Below are 18097 nucleotides of genomic sequence, written 5' to 3' on the forward strand. Positions count from 1 at the left end.
CGCGCGTGCTCGCGCTCAGCCGAGCGCGGTCAGTCGGCGGTGTCGGATCCCTCTCCGCCGATCGGGCGCCGCTCCCGCCGCCGCGCCCCGAGGTCGGCGACGCCGATCGCGAAGGCGATCGCGACGAACACCGCGACCGCGAGCATCCCGACCCCGTACGCGTCGTGGTAGACGACGAGATCGGGTTCGCCCTCGGACTCGCGGAAGATGGTCGAGTAGAAGAGGGAGAGCGTCACCGCCGTGCCGATCGCGGTGCCGATGCGCTGCCCGAGCTGGCCGACCGAGCCCGCGAGCCCGCCCTGCTTCACCGGGATGTCCATGAGCGTGAGCGTCTGGTTCGGCGAGACGACCAGTCCGCCGCCCGCGCCGCCGATCACCATCGCGCCGGCCATCGCCCACGGCGTGACCTCGGGCGGCGTCACGATCGCGAGGAGCACGAGCAGGCCGATGCCGACGAGCAGCAGCACGAGCCCCCAGACGACGAGCGGGCGGCCGATGCGGTTGACGAGGTTGCCGCCGACCCAGGAGCCCACTGCGCTCATGAGCGCGAAGCCGATGCCGACCATGCCCGCGAAGACCGCCGCGAGGCCGAGGCCGTGCTGCAGGTAGAGCGTCGTCAGGAGGAACATCGACGGCATGGCCGCGAAGTACACGGCGGCGAGCGCGGTGCCGTTGCGGAATGAGCTCACGGCGAAGAGGTTGAGCGGCACGAGCGGATGACGGCCGGAGGCCGCGTAGTGGCGCTCCCACGCGATGAACGCCGTCGCGGCGAACACGAACACGACGAGCACCCACCATCGCGCCGGATCGTCGTCGGGCGAGCCGGTCGTGAAGAGGAACGGCCACATCAGCGAGAGCACCGTGATCGCGAACAGGGTGAGGCCGACGGGGTCGAGCGAGAGCGGCTTGCCGGAGGGATGCCGCGTCTGCGGCAGCAGCCAGATCGCCAGCGCGATGGCGGCGAGCGCGAGCGGGACGTTGATCCAGAAGATGCCGCGCCAGCCGTCCTCGGGGCCGCCGATCGCGATCATGAGCCCGCCGAGGGTCGGCCCGAAGGCGGTCGCGAGCCCGATCGTCGCGCCGAACAGCCCGAAGGCCTTGCCGCGCTCCTTGCCGTGGAAGAGCTCCTGGATGATGCCGAGGACCTGGGGCATCTGGATGCCGGCGGCGACGCCCTGGAGGAGCCGCGCGACGAGCAGCACGGTCGCGTTCGGCGCGAGCGCCGCGACGAGGCTCGTGAGCGTGAAGAGGCTCAGGCCGATGACGAACAGCGTCTTGCGCGAGCGCTGGTCGCCGATGCGCCCCGCAGGCACGAGCGTGAGGCCGAACGTCAGGACGTACCCCGCGACGATGAGCTGCAGCTCGGTCGATCCCGCGTCGAAGGCGTCCTCGATGGCCGGCAGGCCGACGTTCACCTTCGAGAGGTCGAGGATCGTGAGCGCCGCGACCGCGACGCACACCCAGAACGCGCGCCAGCGGTGCTGCTCGGAGAGCGGGATCGAACGGGTGACGGGAGGCACAGACATCCGTTCCAGCCTATGCCCGGGCCGCCGCTCAGTCGTGCAGCGGGCCGCCGCGCTCCTGACGGCGAGCGATCATCGGCAGGATGATCATGGCGATCACGACGACGGTCTGCACGCTGAGGCAGATGCGCATCGCGGCGGCCGGCCCGTCGAGGTTCGCGAGGATCACCGCGAACTGGACGACGGGCGTGACAGCAGCCGCCACGACGACCCACACGAGCGCACGGGAGCTCAGCCGGCCGCGGCGCGACGGGGCGAGCGAGTCGGCTCGGCCGGCGGTCGCCCCGAGGACGATCGCGCCCGCGACGAGCAGGGCCGTCGCACTCCAGGCGCCGGGCACCGCGGGCAACGCGGTGAACAGGCTCGCCGCGGCCACGAGCGGCGCGACGATGACGAGCGCGAGGCCGAGGAACGCTCCGACGTCGACCCGCACGGGATCGCCCCGCTCGACCCGGGCATCGGCGGAGCGGCCTCCGCGCGCGCGCCAGTCCTGCGTACGCGCGATCTCCGAGAACGCGACGAGGCCGAGCACCATCATCCACTGCACGCCGTAGAACCATCCGACGTACTCGGAGGCGGCGCTCGGATTGGCGATCGCGGTCGCGAACACCAGCACGGGCGAGAGGGCTCCGAGGGCCGCGATCCAGCGCAGCGCGACCGGGCTCAGCCGCCCGATCCGCCGTGGTGCGTTCGGGAGGCCGCGCCCCGCGGTGACGGCGAGCACGAGCTCGCCGGCGAGCAGCAGGGCCGTCGACGCCGCGTCGCCGGCGAGACGGTCGAGTCCGAACAACGGGGCGACGACGACCGAGACGGGAGCGAGCGCGACGAGCGCGACCCCGACGACCGCCCCGGGGTCGGTCGGCCGATCCTCGACGATGCGGGTCGGCAGGGCCGTCGGACGCGCGCGCCCGCGCGGGCGCGACGCCGTCGCAGCGGACTCGCCCATGGGCGCCGCGGCGGCGGCCTCGGCGACCTGCGCCGTGAGCACGCCGCGACGGACGAGCACGTCGAGTGCGGTGCGCCGGTCTTCGGCGACGCCGGCCACCGTGCCCGCCGCCCGAGCACGCCCCCCGCGCCCGGCCGGCCCGGCGCCCTGCGCGGCGTCGCGCTGGATCGCGTCGAGCTCGACGAGGACGTCGTACGGGTCGCGCCCGCGCGGCGTCTGCTTCGCCCACTGCTGCAGGTCGATCACGGCGTTCGCCCGCCCGGTGCCCACGCGAAGGTGCTCACGATGGCGTCGCTCAGGACGAGGCACGACTCGAGCAACGCCTCATCGACGGGCTCGGTGCCGTCGCGCAGCACGGCGGTCGAGATGAGCACCGCATCGCGGCGCGAGGTGCCCGGAACCGGAACGAGGTAGTTGACCTGCTCGTTGACCGCGCCCTCGAGCCCCTCGAGCCTGGCGATCGTGCGGCGCCAGCGCACGATCGTGCGGTCGTCGCCGAGGAAGTCGGCCTCGTGGTTCCGGAACAGGTCGGTGACGCGGCCGTCGAGCGACGCACCGCTCGGCTCCGTGAAGCGCGTCGCCGTGATCGACATGGGCACGAGCGCGGTGCCCTCGGCGCCGGTCGGCAGGTAGATCGCGATGCCCGAGCGCTCGCGCAGCTCGCGGAACGCGGACTTGACGGTCATGGTGAGCTCGAACTCGAGGTCGGGTCGCGCGTACGCCCGCATCTTCGCCCGCATCTGGTCGAGGAGCTCGCGCTCGGACTCCGTCGACGGGTCGTGCCGCACCCAGCCGGGCGGGAAGAGCATGCGGAAGTCCGGGACGGCCGGTGTGACGGGGCTCATGCGCGCTCCAGGACGATCGAGTCGACGAGTGCCCACAGCTCGGGCGCCATCAGCCCGATCGATTCGGCGTCGCCGCTGCGCGCGATGATCGCCACGCGGGCCCCCGGCGGGGTGAAGACGTAGCCGAGCTCGGCGACCGTCGGGCCGCCCTCCTCGTCGCCGACGATGCGCGAGTACCCCACGCCGGCGCCGAGGCCGGCGGCGCGCACCTCGAGCGGGCGCACCGCGACGAAGCTCGGAAGCGCCGCGATCTCATCGGCGGGGCTCAGCAGGTCGTCATCGGCCCGCTCGGAGATGAACAGCTGAGCGACCCCGGCCGCCGGCAGACCGTACGGGCAGTACCACAGCGCCGCCGAACGACCCGGGTCGAGGCCGTAGACCTGCGCGGCGAGCAGCTCGGGCAACTGGGAGGTGAGGGGCGAGTCGATCCACGCCGCCGAGATGTTCGAGGAGGCCGCGGTGGCCCGCGCCCACTCATCGAGCTCCTGGCCCTCGGGCGTCGGGAACGCCGCCGGCACCGGCAGCCACCACTTGCTTTCGTAGTCGAGCGAGTAGTTCAGCACCGTTCCAGCATAGGGATGCCCCGCGCCCGTCACCGGGCGGACCGAGCCAGCTCGCCCGACCAGCGATCGACATCGGCGGCGTCGCCGGCGTCGCCGATCATGCCGTCGATGTCGTTGTAGGCGCCGTAACCCGGCTTGGGAACGCTGTCGATGACGTTGAGCGCGATGTCGAGCGCGCCGTTGCCGTGCTGCGCGCCGTCGAGCACCGTGCCCGCGAGCGCCCCGTTGATGCGGTTGGTGACCGCGGGCCCCGCGCCGGCGAAGACGTCGCTGAGGACGTTCGAGATCGGCGCGGCCGAGCCGCCGGTGATGCGCGACCAGCCGGCGAGGCCTCTGTACGAGATGCCGTCGACCGCGTTGCGCACGGTGGCGATCTGGTCGAGGATGCCACGGCTCTGCGTCAGGTTGCCCGCCGAGTTGGTGACCGGCCCGCGCAGGAAGCCCTGGAGCCCCCGCAGTGCGCGCAGCTCGCGGAACGCCGAGATGCCCACGAGGTCGCTGCCGAACCCCTTCGCGAAGGTGCCGAGGCGCGACGCGAACGTGCCCGCACCCTTGAAGAGGGTGCCGAGCTTGGCCAATCGACCGAACGGGAACACGCCGATCGCGGCGATCAGGATGTCCTGCCAGCCGCCGCGCCCGGCCGCGACCTTCCAGACGGTCAGGGCGAGTGCGGCGATGCCGACGAGCGCCGCCGCGAGCAGGATGAAGGGACCGCCGATCACGATCGCGGCGATCGCGAGGGCGACGCCCACGAAGGTGAGCACGGTGAGGATCACCTCGATCGCCGGGAGCGCGTTGTCCCAGAAGCTGTCGGAGACGCCGCGCTCGTTCGCGTCCTCCAGCCCGGTGAGGGCGTCGTCGTACGCCTTGTCCCAGGTCTCGTACGGGAGGTCGTACTTCGCCGCCTCGAGCTCCCACAGCTCGTACGCCGCATCGCGGTCGCCCCGCAGGTCGTCGAGCCCCTGCTCGCGCAGGGCGGCCTCGGCGGCGGTCTCGTCGGTCGGCGGGATCCGGCGACCCGCGTCGCCGTAGGCACCGCTCGCGGACTGGTACTTCGCCCAGAGCTCGACGCAGTTCTCGACGATCGTGTCGATCGTCGGCTGGACTTCCACGAGCGCCTCGCCGTACTCGCGGATGACCTTGCCGCTCGGCTCGTAGCGCTCGCCCGCCTTCGCGAGGTCGGAGTGCACCTCGCCCGCCGTCTCCTTCAGGCTGTCGATCGAGTAGCCCTTGCCCTTTGCCCCGTCGACGATGGACCTCAGCAGTGCCGCCGACTCGCGCATCTGCACGCCGAGCGACTGCATGTCGCCGCCGCGCGAGGCGATCGCCGCGCCGTCGCCGGAGATCTTGCGGATCTCGCGGCCCTTGGGCGAACCGTCCATGGTCAGGCCTCCTCGGGGTAGTTGCCGGTCTCGTGGTCGAGCGACAGCGACGCCGCAGCCTCGCTGTCCCAGTCCTTCCAGCCCTGGCCGACGTCTTCGACGTGCTTCTGGAGCTCGGCGATGTCCTGCTTGAGGGTCTCGCGCTTGTCGTTCCATGCGCCCTCGAACTTGTCGACCTGCGCGCGCAGCCCGCCGCGCCCGAGCGGGCGGCCGATGTCGGACTCGAGCGAGTTCGACCGCGAACCGGCGCGATCGAACTCGACGATGATCTGCTTCAACGAACCGTTGAGCTCGTTGAGCACCTCGTACGGGATCTCGACGTCGGCACTCATACCACTCCTTCTCGCAGGTCCACAGGCCCAACCCTCGGGCTCGCTTCAGACTAGAGGCGTCGGCGCACCGTCGGAATGGGGAGAACTCACCATGTCGCGGACGGCCGCCGATGACCGCCGGAGATGCACGAAGGGCTCCCGCAGTGCGGGAGCCCTTCGACTCGGTGGACCCAGGGGGATTCGAACCCCCGACCTTCTCATTGCGAACGAGACGCGCTACCAACTGCGCCATGGGCCCGAGCGAGAACGAGCCTATCACCCTTCCAGGGGTGACTCTGACCACCTGCGGGTCAGCCCGCTGCCCGGCGGCGGCGCAGCACCGCGTCGAGGTCGTCGAAGCCCGGTCGCGAGTCGTCGACGATGCCCATGCGCGCATACGGGTTCGCCGCGGGCGCGGGCTCGGCGGCCCGGCGCGTCTCCGCGGCCGGCGCGGGTGCCGCGGGGCTGATCGACGGCACGGGCGGCGCGAGCCGCTCGGCGCGGCGGGCGAGCGCGGCCTCGGACTCGGCGCGCTTGAGCTCCGCTGCGGCCTCGATCGACGCCATCGCCGTCGCGGCGATGGTGCCGCGCGAGAGGTGCAGCGGGCGCGGCAACGGCTGCGGCGTCCACCCTGCGGGTTCGACGGGCGTGTCGGGCAGTTCGATCGGCTCGAAGTCGACGGCGGTGCGCTCAGGGGCGGCGACGCTCGACGTCGGTCGCTGCGGGCGCACCCGTGCCAGCGCCATGAGGCCGCCGACGGCGGCGAGGAGCACGAGCCCCGCGACGCCGGCGATGAGCAGCGACGCGCCGAATGCGGCGGCCACGAGGCCGCCGATGACGGTGAGGAGCGCCGCGAACGCGGTGAGCGAGCAGAGGGCGCGCCTGCGGCGCAGCGCGAGGCGCGCGGAACGCCCCGTGGCCCCGGGCGGGCTCGTCGGCAGCGCGATCGGCTCGGTGACGGGAGCACGTGCGGCCAGCGCGGCCTCGGCGCGTGCGCGCGCGGCATCCGCGATCTCCTCGGCCTCGCGCCGCTCGGCGATCGCGATCTGCTCGGCCGCCTGGGCGGCGAGTCGAGCGGTCTCCTCGTGCTCGTGCAGGATCCGCTGCTGGGTGGCGACCTCGCGGGCCGTCGCCTCGACGACGACCGGCTCGGGCGTCTCGGCGGTCTCGGCGAGGATGCGGAGCGTCTGCTGGAGGCGGACCGCGTTGCGCTCCGTCGCGAGGTACTGCCGGCGGCGCAGCCAGTTCGGCAGCAGGTACGCGATCCACAGGGCGGCGGCCACCGCCACCAGGACCCCCCCGCCGATCACATCCATGGCGACAACATTAAGTCACCGGGCGTCCCTGCTCCGACTGGACTCGGGCGTGTTCAGCGATCTGTCAGGGGAAGAGGTCGTTCGCTCGCCGCCAGGTCGCCCGCGGAGACGCGTGCCGCATCTCGCGGCACCCGTCCTTCGCGCCACCTGCGGAGCACCCCGCGGGGCACCTCCTCGCTGACGAGGGCGAAGGAGAAGTGGTCGCACCAGTGCCCGTCGATGTGGATGAACCGGCGACGGAGCCCCTCGTAGCGGAAGCCGAGCTTCTCGACGACGCGCAGCGACGGACCGTTCTCGGGCCGGATGCAGATCTCCATGCGGTGCAGCCGCAGGACGCCGAAGCAGTAGTCGGTCGCGAGCGCGACCGCCGTGGGGGTGATGCCCCGGCCTGCGACCTCCTCGGAGACCCAGTACCCGATCGTCGCCGACGACAGCGAGCCGTAGCTGATCGAGGAGACGTTCAGCTGGCCGACGAGCTGCCCGTCGACCTCGATCACGAACGGCAGCCCGTGGCCGCTCCGCGCGTGCGCGAGGAGATTGCGGATCGACGCGCGCGCGTCGATGAACGAGCCGCCGCCCGGGTAGGTCGCCTCCCACTGGCGGAGCCAGCCGCGGTTGGCGAGGAGCACCCGTTCCAGCGCCTTCGCATCGCGGACGCGGATGGGCCGGAGCGTGACCTCGCCGTCACGGAGCGTGGGCAGGGCGACCGCGGCCATCGTCAGTCGGTTTCGAGGTGTGCGGTGTAGTCGACGAGCCAGCTCTTCAGCTCCGCACCGAGGTCGTCGCGATCGACCGCGAGCTGGATCACGGCCTTGATGTAGTCCAGCTTGTCGCCCGTGTCGTACCGGCGACCCCGGAACACGACCCCGTACACCCCGCCCGTGCCCGCCACGTCCTCCGCCATCGTCATCAACGCGTCGGTCAACTGGATCTCACCGCCCTTGCCCGGCGCCGTCTCCGCCAGCACGTCGAACACCTGCGGCTTCAGCACATACCGGCCGATCACCGCATAGTTCGACGGCGCGACCTCCTTCGCGGGCTTCTCCACCAGCCCCGTGATCCGCACCACATCCGGGTCCTCCGTCGCCTCGACCTGCGCCGCCCCGTACAGGTGGATCTGATCCGGATCCACCTCCAACAACGCCACGATCGACGCATCCCGCTTCTGCTGCTCGTCCAGCATCCGCGTCAGCAACTCGTCACGTGCGTCGATGATGTCATCACCCAGCAGCACCGCGAACGGCTCATCACCCACATGCATGTGCGCCCGATGCACCGCATGCCCGAGCCCCAACGGGTCGCCCTGCCGCACGTAATGCATATCGGCCAGCTCGGTCGACTCGTTCACCTTCTCGAGCTTGGCCGTATCGCCCTTCCGCTCCAGGGTCGCCTCCAACTCGGCCACCCGGTCGAAGTGATTCTCCAACGCGTTCTTGTTCCGACCCGTGATCATCAACACGTCCGTCAGGCCCGCATTCACCGCCTCCTCGACCACGTACTGGATCGCCGGCTTGTCGACCACCGGCAGCATCTCCTTCGGCATCGCCTTCGTCGCCGGCAGGAACCGCGTCCCCAACCCCGCCGCAGGAATGACCGCCTTCGTGATCCGTTGAGTCATGGGCTCCAGCGTAGCCGTTCGGCCCCCGCCGACCGGCCCCGGGCGGCCCGCTTCCCGGGGCCTCGGCCTAGGATGTGTGCCATGCCCGAGGATCCGGACGTCCAGAAGCGCATCCTGCGCGCCGAGCTCCGCGAACGCCGCCAGAACATGCCGGCGCACGAGCGCGAGCTCGCGACCGAGGGCTTCACCGCGCGGCTCGAGGAGCTCATCGGGTCGACGGAGGCGGAGTCGATCTCGTGCTACCTGTCCATGCCGTCCGAGCCCGACACGAGGCCCTTCGTGAACTGGGCCGAGGCACGGGGCATCCGCGTGCTCTTCCCGATCACCCGTGAGGACGGCCTGCTCGACTGGACCGTCGGCGAGGAGGCGAGCGAGACGGTCGGCCTCCACGGCACGCCCGAGGCCGTCGGCGAGCTCCTCGGGCCGATGGCGATCAACGACGTCGACCTCATCGTCATCCCCGCCGCGGCGATCGACGCGAGCGGCATGCGGCTCGGCTGGGGCAGGGGCTATTTCGACAAGACCCTCGGTTCGATGGGAAAATGTCCTCCGGTGTACGCCGTGGTCTTCGACAGCGAGTTCGTCGAGCACGTGCCGCGCGAGGTGCACGACCAGCCCGTGAACGGCGTCGTGACCCCCACCCGAATCATCGCCTTCTGACCGGATCGGCCGGTCTCCACGACCGGAGAGTTCCATGCCCACCTATTCCTACCGCTGCACCGAGTGCGACAACGCCTTCGACATCCACCAGGCGTTCACCGACGACACGCTGACGGTGTGCGAGGTCTGCGGAGGCAAGCTGCGCAAGCTCTTCAACACGATCGGCGTCACCTTCAACGGCTCGGGCTTCTACCGCACCGACTCGCGTGCGGGCGGCGGGTCGTCGACGGGCGGCTCGACCGGCTCGGGCTCGGGCTCCGGCTCGGGCTCGGCCTCCGGCTCGTCGACGTCCTCCTCCACGAGTGGCGGAAGCGCCGGGAGCGGCTCCACCGCCGCCTCCTGACGTTCGGCTAGCGTGGTGCCCGTCTCACAAGCGACCCGAGGGGGAAGAAGCGTGATCAAGGGCTTCAAGGAATTCATCATGCGCGGCAACGTCATCGACCTCGCCGTGGCCGTCGTCATCGGTGCGGCGTTCACCGCGGTGGTGAACTCGATCGTGGCGAACCTCATCAACCCGCTGATCGGGCTCCTGTTCAAAGCCGAGAGCCTCGACGAGGCGCTCGTCGTCACCATCGGCGACGCGGAGTTCCGGTTCGGCGCGATCATCGGCGCGGTCATCTCGTTCCTCGCCGTCGCGGCCGTGGTCTACTTCGTCTTCGTCATGCCGATGAACCACTTCAAGGAGCGCGCCGAGGCCAAGCGCAAGGCCGGCCAGCCCGACCCCGAGGAGCCCGAGACCGAGCTCGCCGTGCTCGCGCAGATCCGAGACCTGCTCGCCGAGCAGGGGCCGGCAGCCGGCGGCGCCTCGGCGGGGCGCCACACCGAACAGTAGCGATCCGCTCCGACAGGATGAGCCGGTCGGCCGTCGCCCGGAGGGCGGTGCCGGCCGGCTCATCCTGTTCCGGCGTCGGGTCGTGCGCTCGCGCTCAGTCGCGCTGCCAGTGCGGCGGACGATCGCGGGTCAGCCGTTCGTCGTCGGGCGACGGCGCGCGCGGCGCTCCGCCGGGCGCGGTGCCGGGATCGGCGCGCGGCGCCTCGCGCTCGACGGGAGCCTCGGGCGAGGGATCGGACCCGGGTGCAGGCGTGAGCCGCGCCCGTCGCGCCCGACCCGGCGCGCGTTCGACCCGCTGACGGGGCGGCTTCGGCGTCGTCGGCTCGGATTCGTCGCTCACGGTGCGCGCGGCGGCTCGTCGCCCTCGGCCGCGGGGTCGGGCTTCCCGAGGAGCGTGGCGACGCGCGCCGCGACGGCGTCGGGGTTGCCGAAGAGTTCGAAGCTGTGCACCCGCAGGTAGTGCCAGCCGAGGCGGCGCAGCACGTCGGGGCGGAGCCGCAGCGACTCGCGCAGGCTCTGGCCCGCGAAGGCGTCGTCGGTCTCGACGACCACGGCCTTGCCCGCGTGCGCCGCCGCGAGCGCGAGCCGCCCCCGGTGGCCGACGCTCACGCGGATGCCGCGCCGCTCGAGCCGCGCGCCGAGGTCGCGCAGCATCGGCCCGGGCGGGTTCGCCTCGCCGCGGTCGGCCGCGCGCTCCTCGGTCTGCGTGAGCACGTTGGCGAGGGCCAGCACACCGTGGCTCTGGCGCGACTCGTCGATGTCCTCGGGCCGGAATGCCGAGACGAGGTCCATCGACCGCCGTGCGCGGGTCATGCCGACGGCGAGCAGCCGGTCGCCGCCGGGCTCGCCGAGCGAGCCGAAGTTCGAGAGCAGCCGCCCATGCGGCGTGCGGCCGTAGCCGATGGAGAAGATCACGCGGTCGCGGCTCTGCGCGACGGCCTGCTCGAGCGTGAGCACGGTGAAGGGCTCGGCGCGGTCCTTGAGGATGAAGGCGCTGAGGTCGGTGCGCTTCGCGAACGCGGCGAGCACCGCCTGGTGCACCCGCGCGGCGTGGCGGGTGCTCGCCGTGATCACCATGAGCGACTCGCGCGGCCGCTTCACGGCGTGCTCCATGACGAGCTCGACGACCTTCGCGACCTCGGAGTCGATCGACTCCACCGTGCCGGTCACGGCGTCGGGAAGCCCGTTGCCCGAGACGTAGTGGAGGCCGAGGCTGCCGTGCCCGAGGAAGCTGCCGGCCCACGGCATGGACACGATCCGCCCCGCGTAGAAGCGGCGGTTGACGAGCTCGGCGAGGTCCTCGCCGCCCGCACGATAGCTGCGGGTGAGGGTGAGCGTCGGCAGGAGCTCGCCGAGACGCGCGAGCGCCGAGTCGGCGTGCAGGGCGTCGACGCCGTGGTCGGCCTCGGCCGGCTGGTCGCCGTCGTCGATGCCGGTCTCGAAGAGGGTCGGCGTCTGGGTCACCGGGTCGCCGAACGCGACGACCTGCCTGGCCCGGCGGATGGCTCCGAGGTTCTCGGCGATCGTCGTGGCACCGGCGTCGACGAGGAGCACCGTGTCGAACGGGATCCGGTCGTCGATGGCGGCGACCTCGTAGGGCGAGGCGAGCCAGACGGGCGCGAGCACGCGGAAGAGGTCGGGGACCTCGCTCTGCAGGGCGCTCACGCGGACCCGGTCGCCGCGGAGCATCCGCTTGAGCGTCCCGGCCTGCTCGGGGTGGTCGACGAGCGCGACCTTCCAGTTCTCGGCCAGCCGCCACGCCAGCAGCGGCCCCGCGGCCGAGGCATGCGCCTCGTCGACGAGCCGGAAGTCGCCCTCGAGGCGGTCGAGCACCGTCGTGTTCGCGCCGAGCAGCGCCTTCTCGCTCGCGAGCACCTGCTCGAGCACCGACTGCCACCACGCGAGCTCGAGTTCGCCCGCGACCGCGGGCTCGGGCACGTGGCGCCGGGCGAGGTCGAGGAGGAGCGGGTCGAGGCCGAGGTCGCGCAGGCGCCCGAGGATCGCGGTGCGCTCCTGCAGGTTCGCGAGCACCTCGGAGTCGGCGGCGAGCCCGGCGAGGGTCGCGACGAGCTCGCGGATGGGGCGCGCGGCGAGCTGGCGCGGGGTGCCGACGATGTCGAGCGGCGCGTCGAGGGTGGCGAGGTCGGTCGCGACGTGCTGGAACGCGACGTGCACGTCGTCGAGCCCGACCGGCACGCCGGGGATCGCACCGGCGTCCGAGTAGCGCTGCCACAGGGTGCGCTGCTGCTGGATGCCGCGGAGCGCCGCGTTGAGGTCGGTGACGTGCACCCCGGGGCGCACGTACTCGAGGGCGTGCCTGCGCAGCCGGCGCCGGTTGGCGCCCGACATGCCGGGCGACTCGCGCCGGGGCGCCGTCGCGGTGATCAGCTCGCCGAGCGGGCGGTCGTAGACCGACGGCTGGAACCGGTCGAGCGTCTCGCGCACATCGAGGAGGAGCCGCAGGAACACCCCGAGCTCGGCGATCGACTCGAACTCGCGGAGCCTGGTCTGGGCGATGAGCGCGCGACCGCGCTCGAGCAGCCGCGGCACCTCGACCGAGCTCAGGCGCTTCGCGAGCTCGTGGGCGTTCGTCGCCTCGGCCGAGCTGGCGAACGCGGCGCCGTACCAGGGCGAGTCGCCCGGGCCGTAGCGGAACTCGCCGAGCTCGGCGGCGCGGGCGAGCTCGCGTGCGACCTCGCCGCGACCGCTCGCGAGGGCGACGAGTGCGGCGTGGTCGAGCCTCGCCGTCGTCGAGGGCGGCGTGGGCAGGAGCGCGAGGCGGGCGAGCTCGCCGAGGGCGTCGAGCACCGAGACCTCGAGCTCGGGGTCGCGCCGCGTGAGCGCGGTGCGGTAGTCGAGCAGCACCTTGCGCAGTCGCACGAGCGCGTCGTCGACGTCGGCCACCCGCGGCCGCTCGGCCTTCTCGTTGCGCGAGATCGACTGGATGAGCTCGCGCCGCAGGCCGGCCGTGGTCACGGCGGCGCCGCCGAGGCCGATCTGGCCGAGCCGGTGCGCGATGCCGTCGAGGCTCGCCCGGCGCGAGCCGACGACGAGCACCCGCTTGTCCTTCGCGACGAGCGCGCCGATGGCGTTGACGACGGTCTGCGTGCCGCCGGTGCCGGGCAGTGTCTTCACCACGACCGAGGAGCCCGCCTCGATCTCGGCGATCACCTGCTCCTGCTCGGGATCGGCGTCGAGGAGCAGCGTGTCGGTCGACGGCGGCCGCTCGTCCTGCGAGACGGGGCGCACCGGCTCGTCGCGGGCGGCGGCGACCGCCGCCTTGGCCGCCGGGTTGCCCGCGAGGGCGTCGATCACGGGGTGCTCGAGCCGCGAGGCATCCGCCGCCATCTCGGGGCCGACCTCGGCGAAGGAGGAGACGACGAGCCGCGGAGCGACCTGGAACCACGGGAGGTGGCTGGTGAGGCCGCGCAGGCGGTCGATGACCGGCTGCGGCTTGAACGCCCCGTTCGTGATCGCGAGCGCGACGAACGCCTCGGCGTCGAGGGTGATCTGAAACTGCTCGCGGAGCTCACGGGCGAGCGCGGGGTTCAAGAACGGCTGGCCCTTGAGCTTGAGCTCGAAGTCGCGGCCGTAGCGGCGGATCGCGAGCGGACGCAGGAGCACGGGCGCGAGGAACTCCTCGCCCCCGTTGCGCCACGAGGCCAGGCCGATCGCGAGGTGGACCGACTCGATGCCGCGGACGCTCCGCAGCTCGATGCCCTTCTGGGTGATCTCCGCGGCGGCGAGCCTGGCGTTGCGGAGCGCGAGCTCGTCGCGGATGAGGCTCGAGAGCAGCGTCGACTTGCCGGTGATGAACTGGGGCAGCCCGCCGGGATGCGTGGTCGAGAGCTCGATACGGGTGCGCGGCGTGTCGACGAACCGCACGAGCGGCGAGCGGCCGCCGACCGAGGCGAGCTCGGCGCTCCAGCGGCGCCAGCTCGGCTCGGCGACGTTGCCGGCGATGAGTTCGGGGTCGCCCAGGCTGACGCCGTCGGGGCTCGTGATGTCCTGTTGCATGTCGTCCGGGGTGAGGTCGTCGGCTGCGGCATCGGCCTCCTCGCCGAGGATCTCGTCCTCGGCGTCGTCGTTCCGATCGAGCCGCTGCACACCGACACCCTAAGGCGAAACACGCGAATTCCTCGGAGCATCGCCGTATCGAGCGCTCATTCGATACCCCCAGGGTATTGTGCTAGCGTCATCGGATGCTCCCGAACAGCCCTGCCCCCCGTTCGCCGCGCGTCACCGTCGTCATCGGCGGGGTCGCCGGAGGCATGTCCGCGGCCACGCGCCTGCGCCGCCTCGACGAGGCGCGCGAGATCATCGTCGTCGAGCGCAGCTCCGCGGTCTCCTTCGCGAACTGCGGGCTCCCCTACCACGTGTCCGGGGTCATCGCCGAGCGCGACGCCCTCTCGCTGCAGACGCCCGAGCGCCTCGCCGAGCGGTTCCGGATCGACGTGCGGGTGCGTCACGAGGCGATCGCGATCGACCGCGCCGAACGGACCGTCGCCGTGCGGGACCTCACGAGCGGCCGGGTCGAGTCGCTGCGCTACGACGAGCTCGTGCTCGCACCGGGCGCGGCGCCGCGTCGCCCCGACGACGTCGCGGCCGGCGCGCCGCTGCACACGCTGCGCACGCTCGACGACCTCGACCGCATCATGGACCGCCTCGACGACACCCCCGCGGGGCACGCCGTCGTGATCGGCGGCGGCTACATCGGGCTCGAGATGGCCGACAACCTCGCCCGGCGCGGGCTCACGACCACGCTCGTCCAGCGCGGCGGGCAACTGCTCGGCGCCCTCGACGAGGAGATGGCGGCCCCGGTCGCCGACCACCTCGCCGCGCACGGCGTCGCCCTGCGACTCGGCCGCACCGTGCAGCACGTCGCCGCCGACCACGTGCGACTCGACGACGGCACCCGCCTCGCCGCCGACCTCGTCGTCGCGGCGATGGGCGTCGTGCCCGAGACGGGCCTCGCCCTCGAGGCCGGCCTCGCCGTCGGCCCGAGCGGCGGCATCGTCGTCGACCGGGCGCACCGCACGAGCGACCCCGCGATCTTCGCCGTCGGCGACGCCGTCGAGCAGCGGGACGCCGTCGACGGCGGCGCCCGACTCGTGCCGCTCGCGGGCCTCGCCAACCGCCACGGGCGGGCCGCGGCCGACGCGATCGCCGGGCGCCCGGTTGCCGCACGTCCCGCGCTCGGCACCGCGATCATCGACGTCGCCGGCCTCACGGTCGCGAACGTCGGCTGGACCGAGCGCACCGCTCGCGAACGCGGACGGGCCGTGCGGGTCGTGCACTCCCACCCGCTCTCCCACGCCGGCTACTACCCCGGCGCGTCGCCGATGTCGCTGAAGCTCGTCGTCGACGCCGCGAGCGACCTGATCCTCGGGGCCCAGGCCGTCGGCACCGACGGCGTCGACAAGCGCATCGACGTGCTCGCCACGGCGATGGGCGCCGGCATGACCGCCTCCTCGCTCGCCGAGCTCGAGCTCGCCTACGCCCCGCAGTTCGGCCAGGCGAAGGACCCGGTCAACCAGCTGGGCTACATCGCCGAGAACCTCGCCGCGGGCACGGACCGGGTGATCCAGTGGCACGAGCTCGACGCGGAGCTCGCGGCGGGCGCGGCGCTCCTCGACGTCCGCGCGGAGGCCCAGCTGGCCGAGGGGGCCATCCCCGGGGCCCGGTGGGTGCCCGTCGAGCGGCTGCGCGAGGCCCACGCCGACTACGCCGGGCGCCGCATCGTCGTGCACTGCCGGGTCGGCCAGGGCGCCCACACCGCGGCGCGCCTGCTCGCCGCGCTCGGGCACGACGTGGTCAACCTCGACGGCGGATTCCTGACCTGGCGCGACGGCATGCGCGCCCGCGAGCTCGCCTCCGCGGGGCCCGGCCGCCTCGAGGCGGCCGCCTGAGGCGCCGCATCCCACCGCTCCCGGCTCCCCGCCGATCTCCAGACACGACCACCTCCGAACGACCGGAAGAAGGAACGAGGCATCCGATGCAGTCACTCTCCCCCACCGAGGTCCACGCGACCGACGACGCGTACATCATCGACGTCCGAGAAGCCGAGGAGCTCGCCCAGGCGCGCGTCGACGGCGCCCACCACATCCCGTTGGGCGAGCTCGTCGCCCGGCTCGACGAGGTGCCGCGCGATCGCACCGTCTTCGTCATGTGCCACGTCGGCGGACGCAGCGCGCAGGCCGTGGCCTACCTCGAGCAGCAGGGCGTCGACGCGGTGAACATCGACGGCGGCATCCTGCAGTGGTACCGCGCCGGGCTCCCGGTCGAGATGGGCGGCGCGGGATGAGCGCGCCCGTCGAGGACCTCGTGATCGACGCGATCGGCGACGAGGGCGCCGATGCCGGCCGCCTGGCCGAGCAGCGGCGCATCGCCAACCGGCTGAAGCGCGCCCGCGGCCAGCTCGGCGCCGTCATCGAGGCGGTCGAGTCGGGCGCCGACTGCCGCACCGTGGTCACCCGGCTCGCTGCGGTCTCGAGCGCCCTCGACCGAGCCGGCTTCGCGATCATCTCCTCGGCGCTGCGCGAATGCCTCGCCGACGAGCAGGCGTCGACGGGCGGAGAGCCCGGCGCCGCGGCGAAGCCCGACGTCGAGGAACTCGAACGGCTCTTCCTCAGCCTCGCCTGAGCCGAGCCGAGCCGAGCCCGCCCGGTGCGGTCGCGAGCCCGTTCGCGACGCGCCGGTCCCGGCGCAGAATGACGGATGCCCCGCCCACGAGTCGTGGGCGGGGCATCCGGTCGTGCGGAGCAGCGGGAGCACGCCCCGCACGACGGTTCCGCACCCCTCGCGACCGCCTGTGCAGTGGCGGTCGATCGGCTGCGAGGGGTGACGTCTCGGCGGGGCGCGACGGGCGCGCCCCGCGTCGGGATCAGCGGGCCGTGTACTCCAGGCCGTGCGCGGCGGCGACGGGCTCGTAGGTCAGCTTGCCGGCCGTGGCGTTGAGGCCCTTCGCGAGCGCGGCGTCGCCGTCGAGCGCGGCCTCCCAGCCGAGGTCGGCGATCTTCAGCGCGTACGGGAGGGTCGCGTTGATGAGGGCGGGAGCCGAGGTCGCGGGAACCGCGCCGGGCATGTTCGCGACGCAGTAGTAGATCGCGTCGTGCACCTTGAAGGTCGGCTCGGCATGCGTCGTCGGGCGCGAGCCCTCGAAGCAGCCGCCCTGGTCGATGGCGATGTCGACGAGCACGGCGCCCGGCTTCATCGAGGCCACCATCTCGTCGGTGACGACCTTCGGCGCAGCGGCGCCGGGGATGAGGACGGCGCCGACGACGAGGTCGGCGGTCTTCAGCGCGCGGGCGATCTCGTACGAGGAGGACGCCATCGTCTTGATGCGGCCGTGGTAACGGCCGTCGATCTCGCGCAGCTTCGGCAGCGAGATGTCGAAGACGGTCACGTCGGCGCCGAGGCCGAGGGCGGTCGCCGCGGCCTGCTCGCCGGCGACGCCGCCGCCGATGACGACGACGTTGGCGGGTGCGGTGCCGGGGACGCCCGCGAGCAGCACGCCGCGGCCGCCCTTCGAGGCGTGGAGCTCAGCGGCGCCCACCTGCGGGGCGAGACGCCCGGCGACCTCGCTCATGGGGGTGAGCAGCGGCAGCGAGCGGTCGGCGAGCTGCACGGTCTCGTACGCGATCGCGGTGACGCTCGAGTCGAGGATGGCCTGCGTGAGCGGCAGGTCCGCCGCGAGGTGGAGGTACGTGAACAGCGTCAGGTCGTCGCGGAGGTAGCCGTACTCGCTCGCGATGGGCTCCTTGACCTTCAGCACGAGCTCGGCGGACCACGCCTCGGCGGCGGTGGCGACGATGCCGGCGCCCGCCTCGGCGTACTCGGCGTCGGTGTAGCCGGCGCCGAGGCCGGCGCCCGCCTCGATGACGACCGAGTGGCCGCGCTGCGTGAGCGCGTGCACGCCGGCCGGGTTCATCGCGACGCGGAATTCGTTGTTCTTGATCTCAGCGGGCACGCCGATACGCATGATTGCTCCGAATAGCTCTCGGTCGACCGCACGGGTCGACCGAATGGAATGTGGATGGATGCGAACATCATCGCCGCTTGTTCGCCGTTCTGAAAGAACAACCGTGGAAGATTCGGTAGA

At 72.6% G+C, this 18097-nt stretch carries 18 protein-coding genes and 1 tRNA gene; 6 read left to right on the top strand and 13 right to left on the bottom strand.

Going from position 1 to position 18097, the window contains the following annotated elements; all coding sequences use genetic code 11:
• Nucleotides 1–29: 29 nt before the first annotated feature.
• The 10 genes from ACFVTH_RS01825 to galU form a co-directional block, all read right to left on the bottom strand.
• Complete coding sequence (locus tag ACFVTH_RS01825) at nucleotides 30–1526, bottom strand: MFS transporter (protein WP_387086173.1); 1497 nt, start codon at nucleotides 1524–1526, stop codon at nucleotides 30–32.
• Nucleotides 1527–1554: 28 nt separating this feature from the next.
• Entirely contained in the window at nucleotides 1555–2739 is a 1185-nt protein-coding gene (locus tag ACFVTH_RS01830) for a hypothetical protein (protein ID WP_387086176.1), read from the bottom strand.
• Nucleotides 2712–3314 (bottom strand): hypothetical protein, encoded by a 603-nt coding sequence (locus ACFVTH_RS01835; RefSeq protein ID WP_387086179.1) that lies wholly within the window; start codon nucleotides 3312–3314, stop codon nucleotides 2712–2714. The genes ACFVTH_RS01830 and ACFVTH_RS01835 overlap by 28 nt, the downstream gene beginning before the upstream one ends.
• Nucleotides 3311–3877, bottom strand: coding sequence for a hypothetical protein (locus ACFVTH_RS01840; protein WP_387086182.1), 567 nt, complete (start codon nucleotides 3875–3877; stop codon nucleotides 3311–3313). The genes ACFVTH_RS01835 and ACFVTH_RS01840 overlap by 4 nt, the downstream gene beginning before the upstream one ends.
• A gap of 29 nt (nucleotides 3878–3906) precedes the next feature.
• Nucleotides 3907–5259, bottom strand: a complete 1353-nt coding sequence (locus tag ACFVTH_RS01845) for a hypothetical protein (protein ID WP_387086185.1) — start codon at nucleotides 5257–5259, stop codon at nucleotides 3907–3909.
• 2 nt (nucleotides 5260–5261) lie between these two features.
• Nucleotides 5262–5591 (bottom strand): hypothetical protein, encoded by a 330-nt coding sequence (locus tag ACFVTH_RS01850; protein ID WP_387086188.1) that lies wholly within the window; start codon nucleotides 5589–5591, stop codon nucleotides 5262–5264.
• A gap of 165 nt (nucleotides 5592–5756) precedes the next feature.
• Nucleotides 5757–5829, bottom strand: a tRNA-Ala gene (locus tag ACFVTH_RS01855).
• 52 nt (nucleotides 5830–5881) lie between these two features.
• Nucleotides 5882–6886, bottom strand: a complete 1005-nt coding sequence (locus ACFVTH_RS01860; protein ID WP_387086191.1) for a hypothetical protein — start codon at nucleotides 6884–6886, stop codon at nucleotides 5882–5884.
• A gap of 53 nt (nucleotides 6887–6939) precedes the next feature.
• Nucleotides 6940–7602, bottom strand: a complete 663-nt coding sequence (locus ACFVTH_RS01865) for a GNAT family N-acetyltransferase (protein ID WP_387086194.1) — start codon at nucleotides 7600–7602, stop codon at nucleotides 6940–6942.
• Nucleotides 7603–7604: 2 nt separating this feature from the next.
• Nucleotides 7605–8504, bottom strand: a complete 900-nt coding sequence (galU, locus tag ACFVTH_RS01870) for a UTP--glucose-1-phosphate uridylyltransferase GalU (RefSeq protein WP_387086197.1) — start codon at nucleotides 8502–8504, stop codon at nucleotides 7605–7607.
• 81 nt (nucleotides 8505–8585) lie between these two features.
• Between galU and ACFVTH_RS01875 the strand changes: the two genes are divergently transcribed.
• From ACFVTH_RS01875 to mscL, 3 genes are read left to right on the top strand one after another with little or no spacing between them, the layout of a single operon-like run.
• Nucleotides 8586–9164, top strand: a complete 579-nt coding sequence (locus tag ACFVTH_RS01875) for a 5-formyltetrahydrofolate cyclo-ligase (RefSeq protein ID WP_386940003.1) — start codon at nucleotides 8586–8588, stop codon at nucleotides 9162–9164.
• Between the two features lie 34 nt (nucleotides 9165–9198).
• Entirely contained in the window at nucleotides 9199–9507 is a 309-nt protein-coding gene (locus tag ACFVTH_RS01880; RefSeq protein ID WP_387086200.1) for an FmdB family zinc ribbon protein, read from the top strand.
• Nucleotides 9508–9558: 51 nt separating this feature from the next.
• A complete protein-coding gene (mscL, locus tag ACFVTH_RS01885) occupies nucleotides 9559–9996 on the top strand; it encodes a large conductance mechanosensitive channel protein MscL (protein ID WP_387086203.1) in 438 nt (145 codons plus the stop codon).
• A gap of 94 nt (nucleotides 9997–10090) precedes the next feature.
• Here the strand turns inward: mscL and ACFVTH_RS01890 are convergent, their stop codons facing one another.
• Nucleotides 10091–10336, bottom strand: a complete 246-nt coding sequence (locus tag ACFVTH_RS01890) for a hypothetical protein (RefSeq protein WP_387086206.1) — start codon at nucleotides 10334–10336, stop codon at nucleotides 10091–10093.
• The gene (locus ACFVTH_RS01895; protein ID WP_387086209.1) at nucleotides 10333–14103 is read right to left on the bottom strand and encodes an AAA family ATPase; all 3771 of its coding nucleotides are present in this window, start codon (nucleotides 14101–14103) and stop codon (nucleotides 10333–10335) included. Before ACFVTH_RS01895 ends, ACFVTH_RS01890 begins: the two co-directional genes overlap by 4 nt.
• Before the next feature lie 95 nt (nucleotides 14104–14198).
• Here ACFVTH_RS01895 and ACFVTH_RS01900 point away from each other — a divergent pair, with 95 nt between their 5' ends.
• The 3 genes from ACFVTH_RS01900 (at nucleotide 14199) to ACFVTH_RS01910 (ending at nucleotide 16638) form a co-directional block, all read left to right on the top strand.
• Nucleotides 14199–15905 (top strand): FAD-dependent oxidoreductase, encoded by a 1707-nt coding sequence (locus ACFVTH_RS01900; RefSeq protein WP_387086212.1) that lies wholly within the window; start codon nucleotides 14199–14201, stop codon nucleotides 15903–15905.
• An 86-nt stretch (nucleotides 15906–15991) separates the two neighbouring features.
• Complete coding sequence (locus ACFVTH_RS01905) at nucleotides 15992–16300, top strand: rhodanese-like domain-containing protein (RefSeq protein WP_387086215.1); 309 nt, start codon at nucleotides 15992–15994, stop codon at nucleotides 16298–16300.
• Nucleotides 16297–16638 carry a metal-sensitive transcriptional regulator gene (locus ACFVTH_RS01910; RefSeq protein WP_387086218.1) on the top strand — a complete coding sequence of 114 codons (342 nt, stop codon included), beginning with the start codon at nucleotides 16297–16299 and terminating at the stop codon, nucleotides 16636–16638. The genes ACFVTH_RS01905 and ACFVTH_RS01910 overlap by 4 nt, the downstream gene beginning before the upstream one ends.
• Nucleotides 16639–16879: 241 nt before the next feature.
• Here ACFVTH_RS01910 and ald read toward each other — a convergent pair whose 3' ends face one another.
• On the bottom strand, nucleotides 16880–17977 hold the full coding sequence (gene ald / locus ACFVTH_RS01915) for an alanine dehydrogenase (protein WP_387086221.1): 1098 nt from the start codon (nucleotides 17975–17977) through the stop codon (nucleotides 16880–16882).
• Between the last annotated feature and the right edge of the window lie 120 nt (nucleotides 17978–18097).

Source organism: Agromyces sp. NPDC058104 (genome assembly GCF_042884835.1).
GTDB lineage: Bacteria > Actinomycetota > Actinomycetes > Actinomycetales > Microbacteriaceae > Agromyces.

What these genes read in the sequence shown, in the direction of transcription:
- ACFVTH_RS01825 (WP_387086173.1), bottom strand. Translation starts at nt 1,526, where the DNA reads ATGTCTGTGCCTCCCGTCACCCGTTCGATCCCGCTCTCCGAGCAGCAC.
- ACFVTH_RS01835 (WP_387086179.1), bottom strand. Translation starts at nt 3,314, where the DNA reads ATGAGCCCCGTCACACCGGCCGTCCCGGACTTCCGCATGCTCTTCCCG.
- ACFVTH_RS01845 (WP_387086185.1), bottom strand. Translation starts at nt 5,259, where the DNA reads ATGGACGGTTCGCCCAAGGGCCGCGAGATCCGCAAGATCTCCGGCGAC.
- ACFVTH_RS01850 (WP_387086188.1), bottom strand. Translation starts at nt 5,591, where the DNA reads ATGAGTGCCGACGTCGAGATCCCGTACGAGGTGCTCAACGAGCTCAAC.
- ACFVTH_RS01860 (WP_387086191.1), bottom strand. Translation starts at nt 6,886, where the DNA reads ATGGATGTGATCGGCGGGGGGGTCCTGGTGGCGGTGGCCGCCGCCCTG.
- ACFVTH_RS01865 (WP_387086194.1), bottom strand. Translation starts at nt 7,602, where the DNA reads ATGGCCGCGGTCGCCCTGCCCACGCTCCGTGACGGCGAGGTCACGCTC.
- galU (WP_387086197.1), bottom strand. Translation starts at nt 8,504, where the DNA reads ATGACTCAACGGATCACGAAGGCGGTCATTCCTGCGGCGGGGTTGGGG.
- ACFVTH_RS01875 (WP_386940003.1), top strand. Translation starts at nt 8,586, where the DNA reads ATGCCCGAGGATCCGGACGTCCAGAAGCGCATCCTGCGCGCCGAGCTC.
- ACFVTH_RS01880 (WP_387086200.1), top strand. Translation starts at nt 9,199, where the DNA reads ATGCCCACCTATTCCTACCGCTGCACCGAGTGCGACAACGCCTTCGAC.
- ACFVTH_RS01900 (WP_387086212.1), top strand. Translation starts at nt 14,199, where the DNA reads ATGCTCCCGAACAGCCCTGCCCCCCGTTCGCCGCGCGTCACCGTCGTC.
- ACFVTH_RS01905 (WP_387086215.1), top strand. Translation starts at nt 15,992, where the DNA reads ATGCAGTCACTCTCCCCCACCGAGGTCCACGCGACCGACGACGCGTAC.
- ACFVTH_RS01910 (WP_387086218.1), top strand. Translation starts at nt 16,297, where the DNA reads ATGAGCGCGCCCGTCGAGGACCTCGTGATCGACGCGATCGGCGACGAG.
- ald (WP_387086221.1), bottom strand. Translation starts at nt 17,977, where the DNA reads ATGCGTATCGGCGTGCCCGCTGAGATCAAGAACAACGAATTCCGCGTC.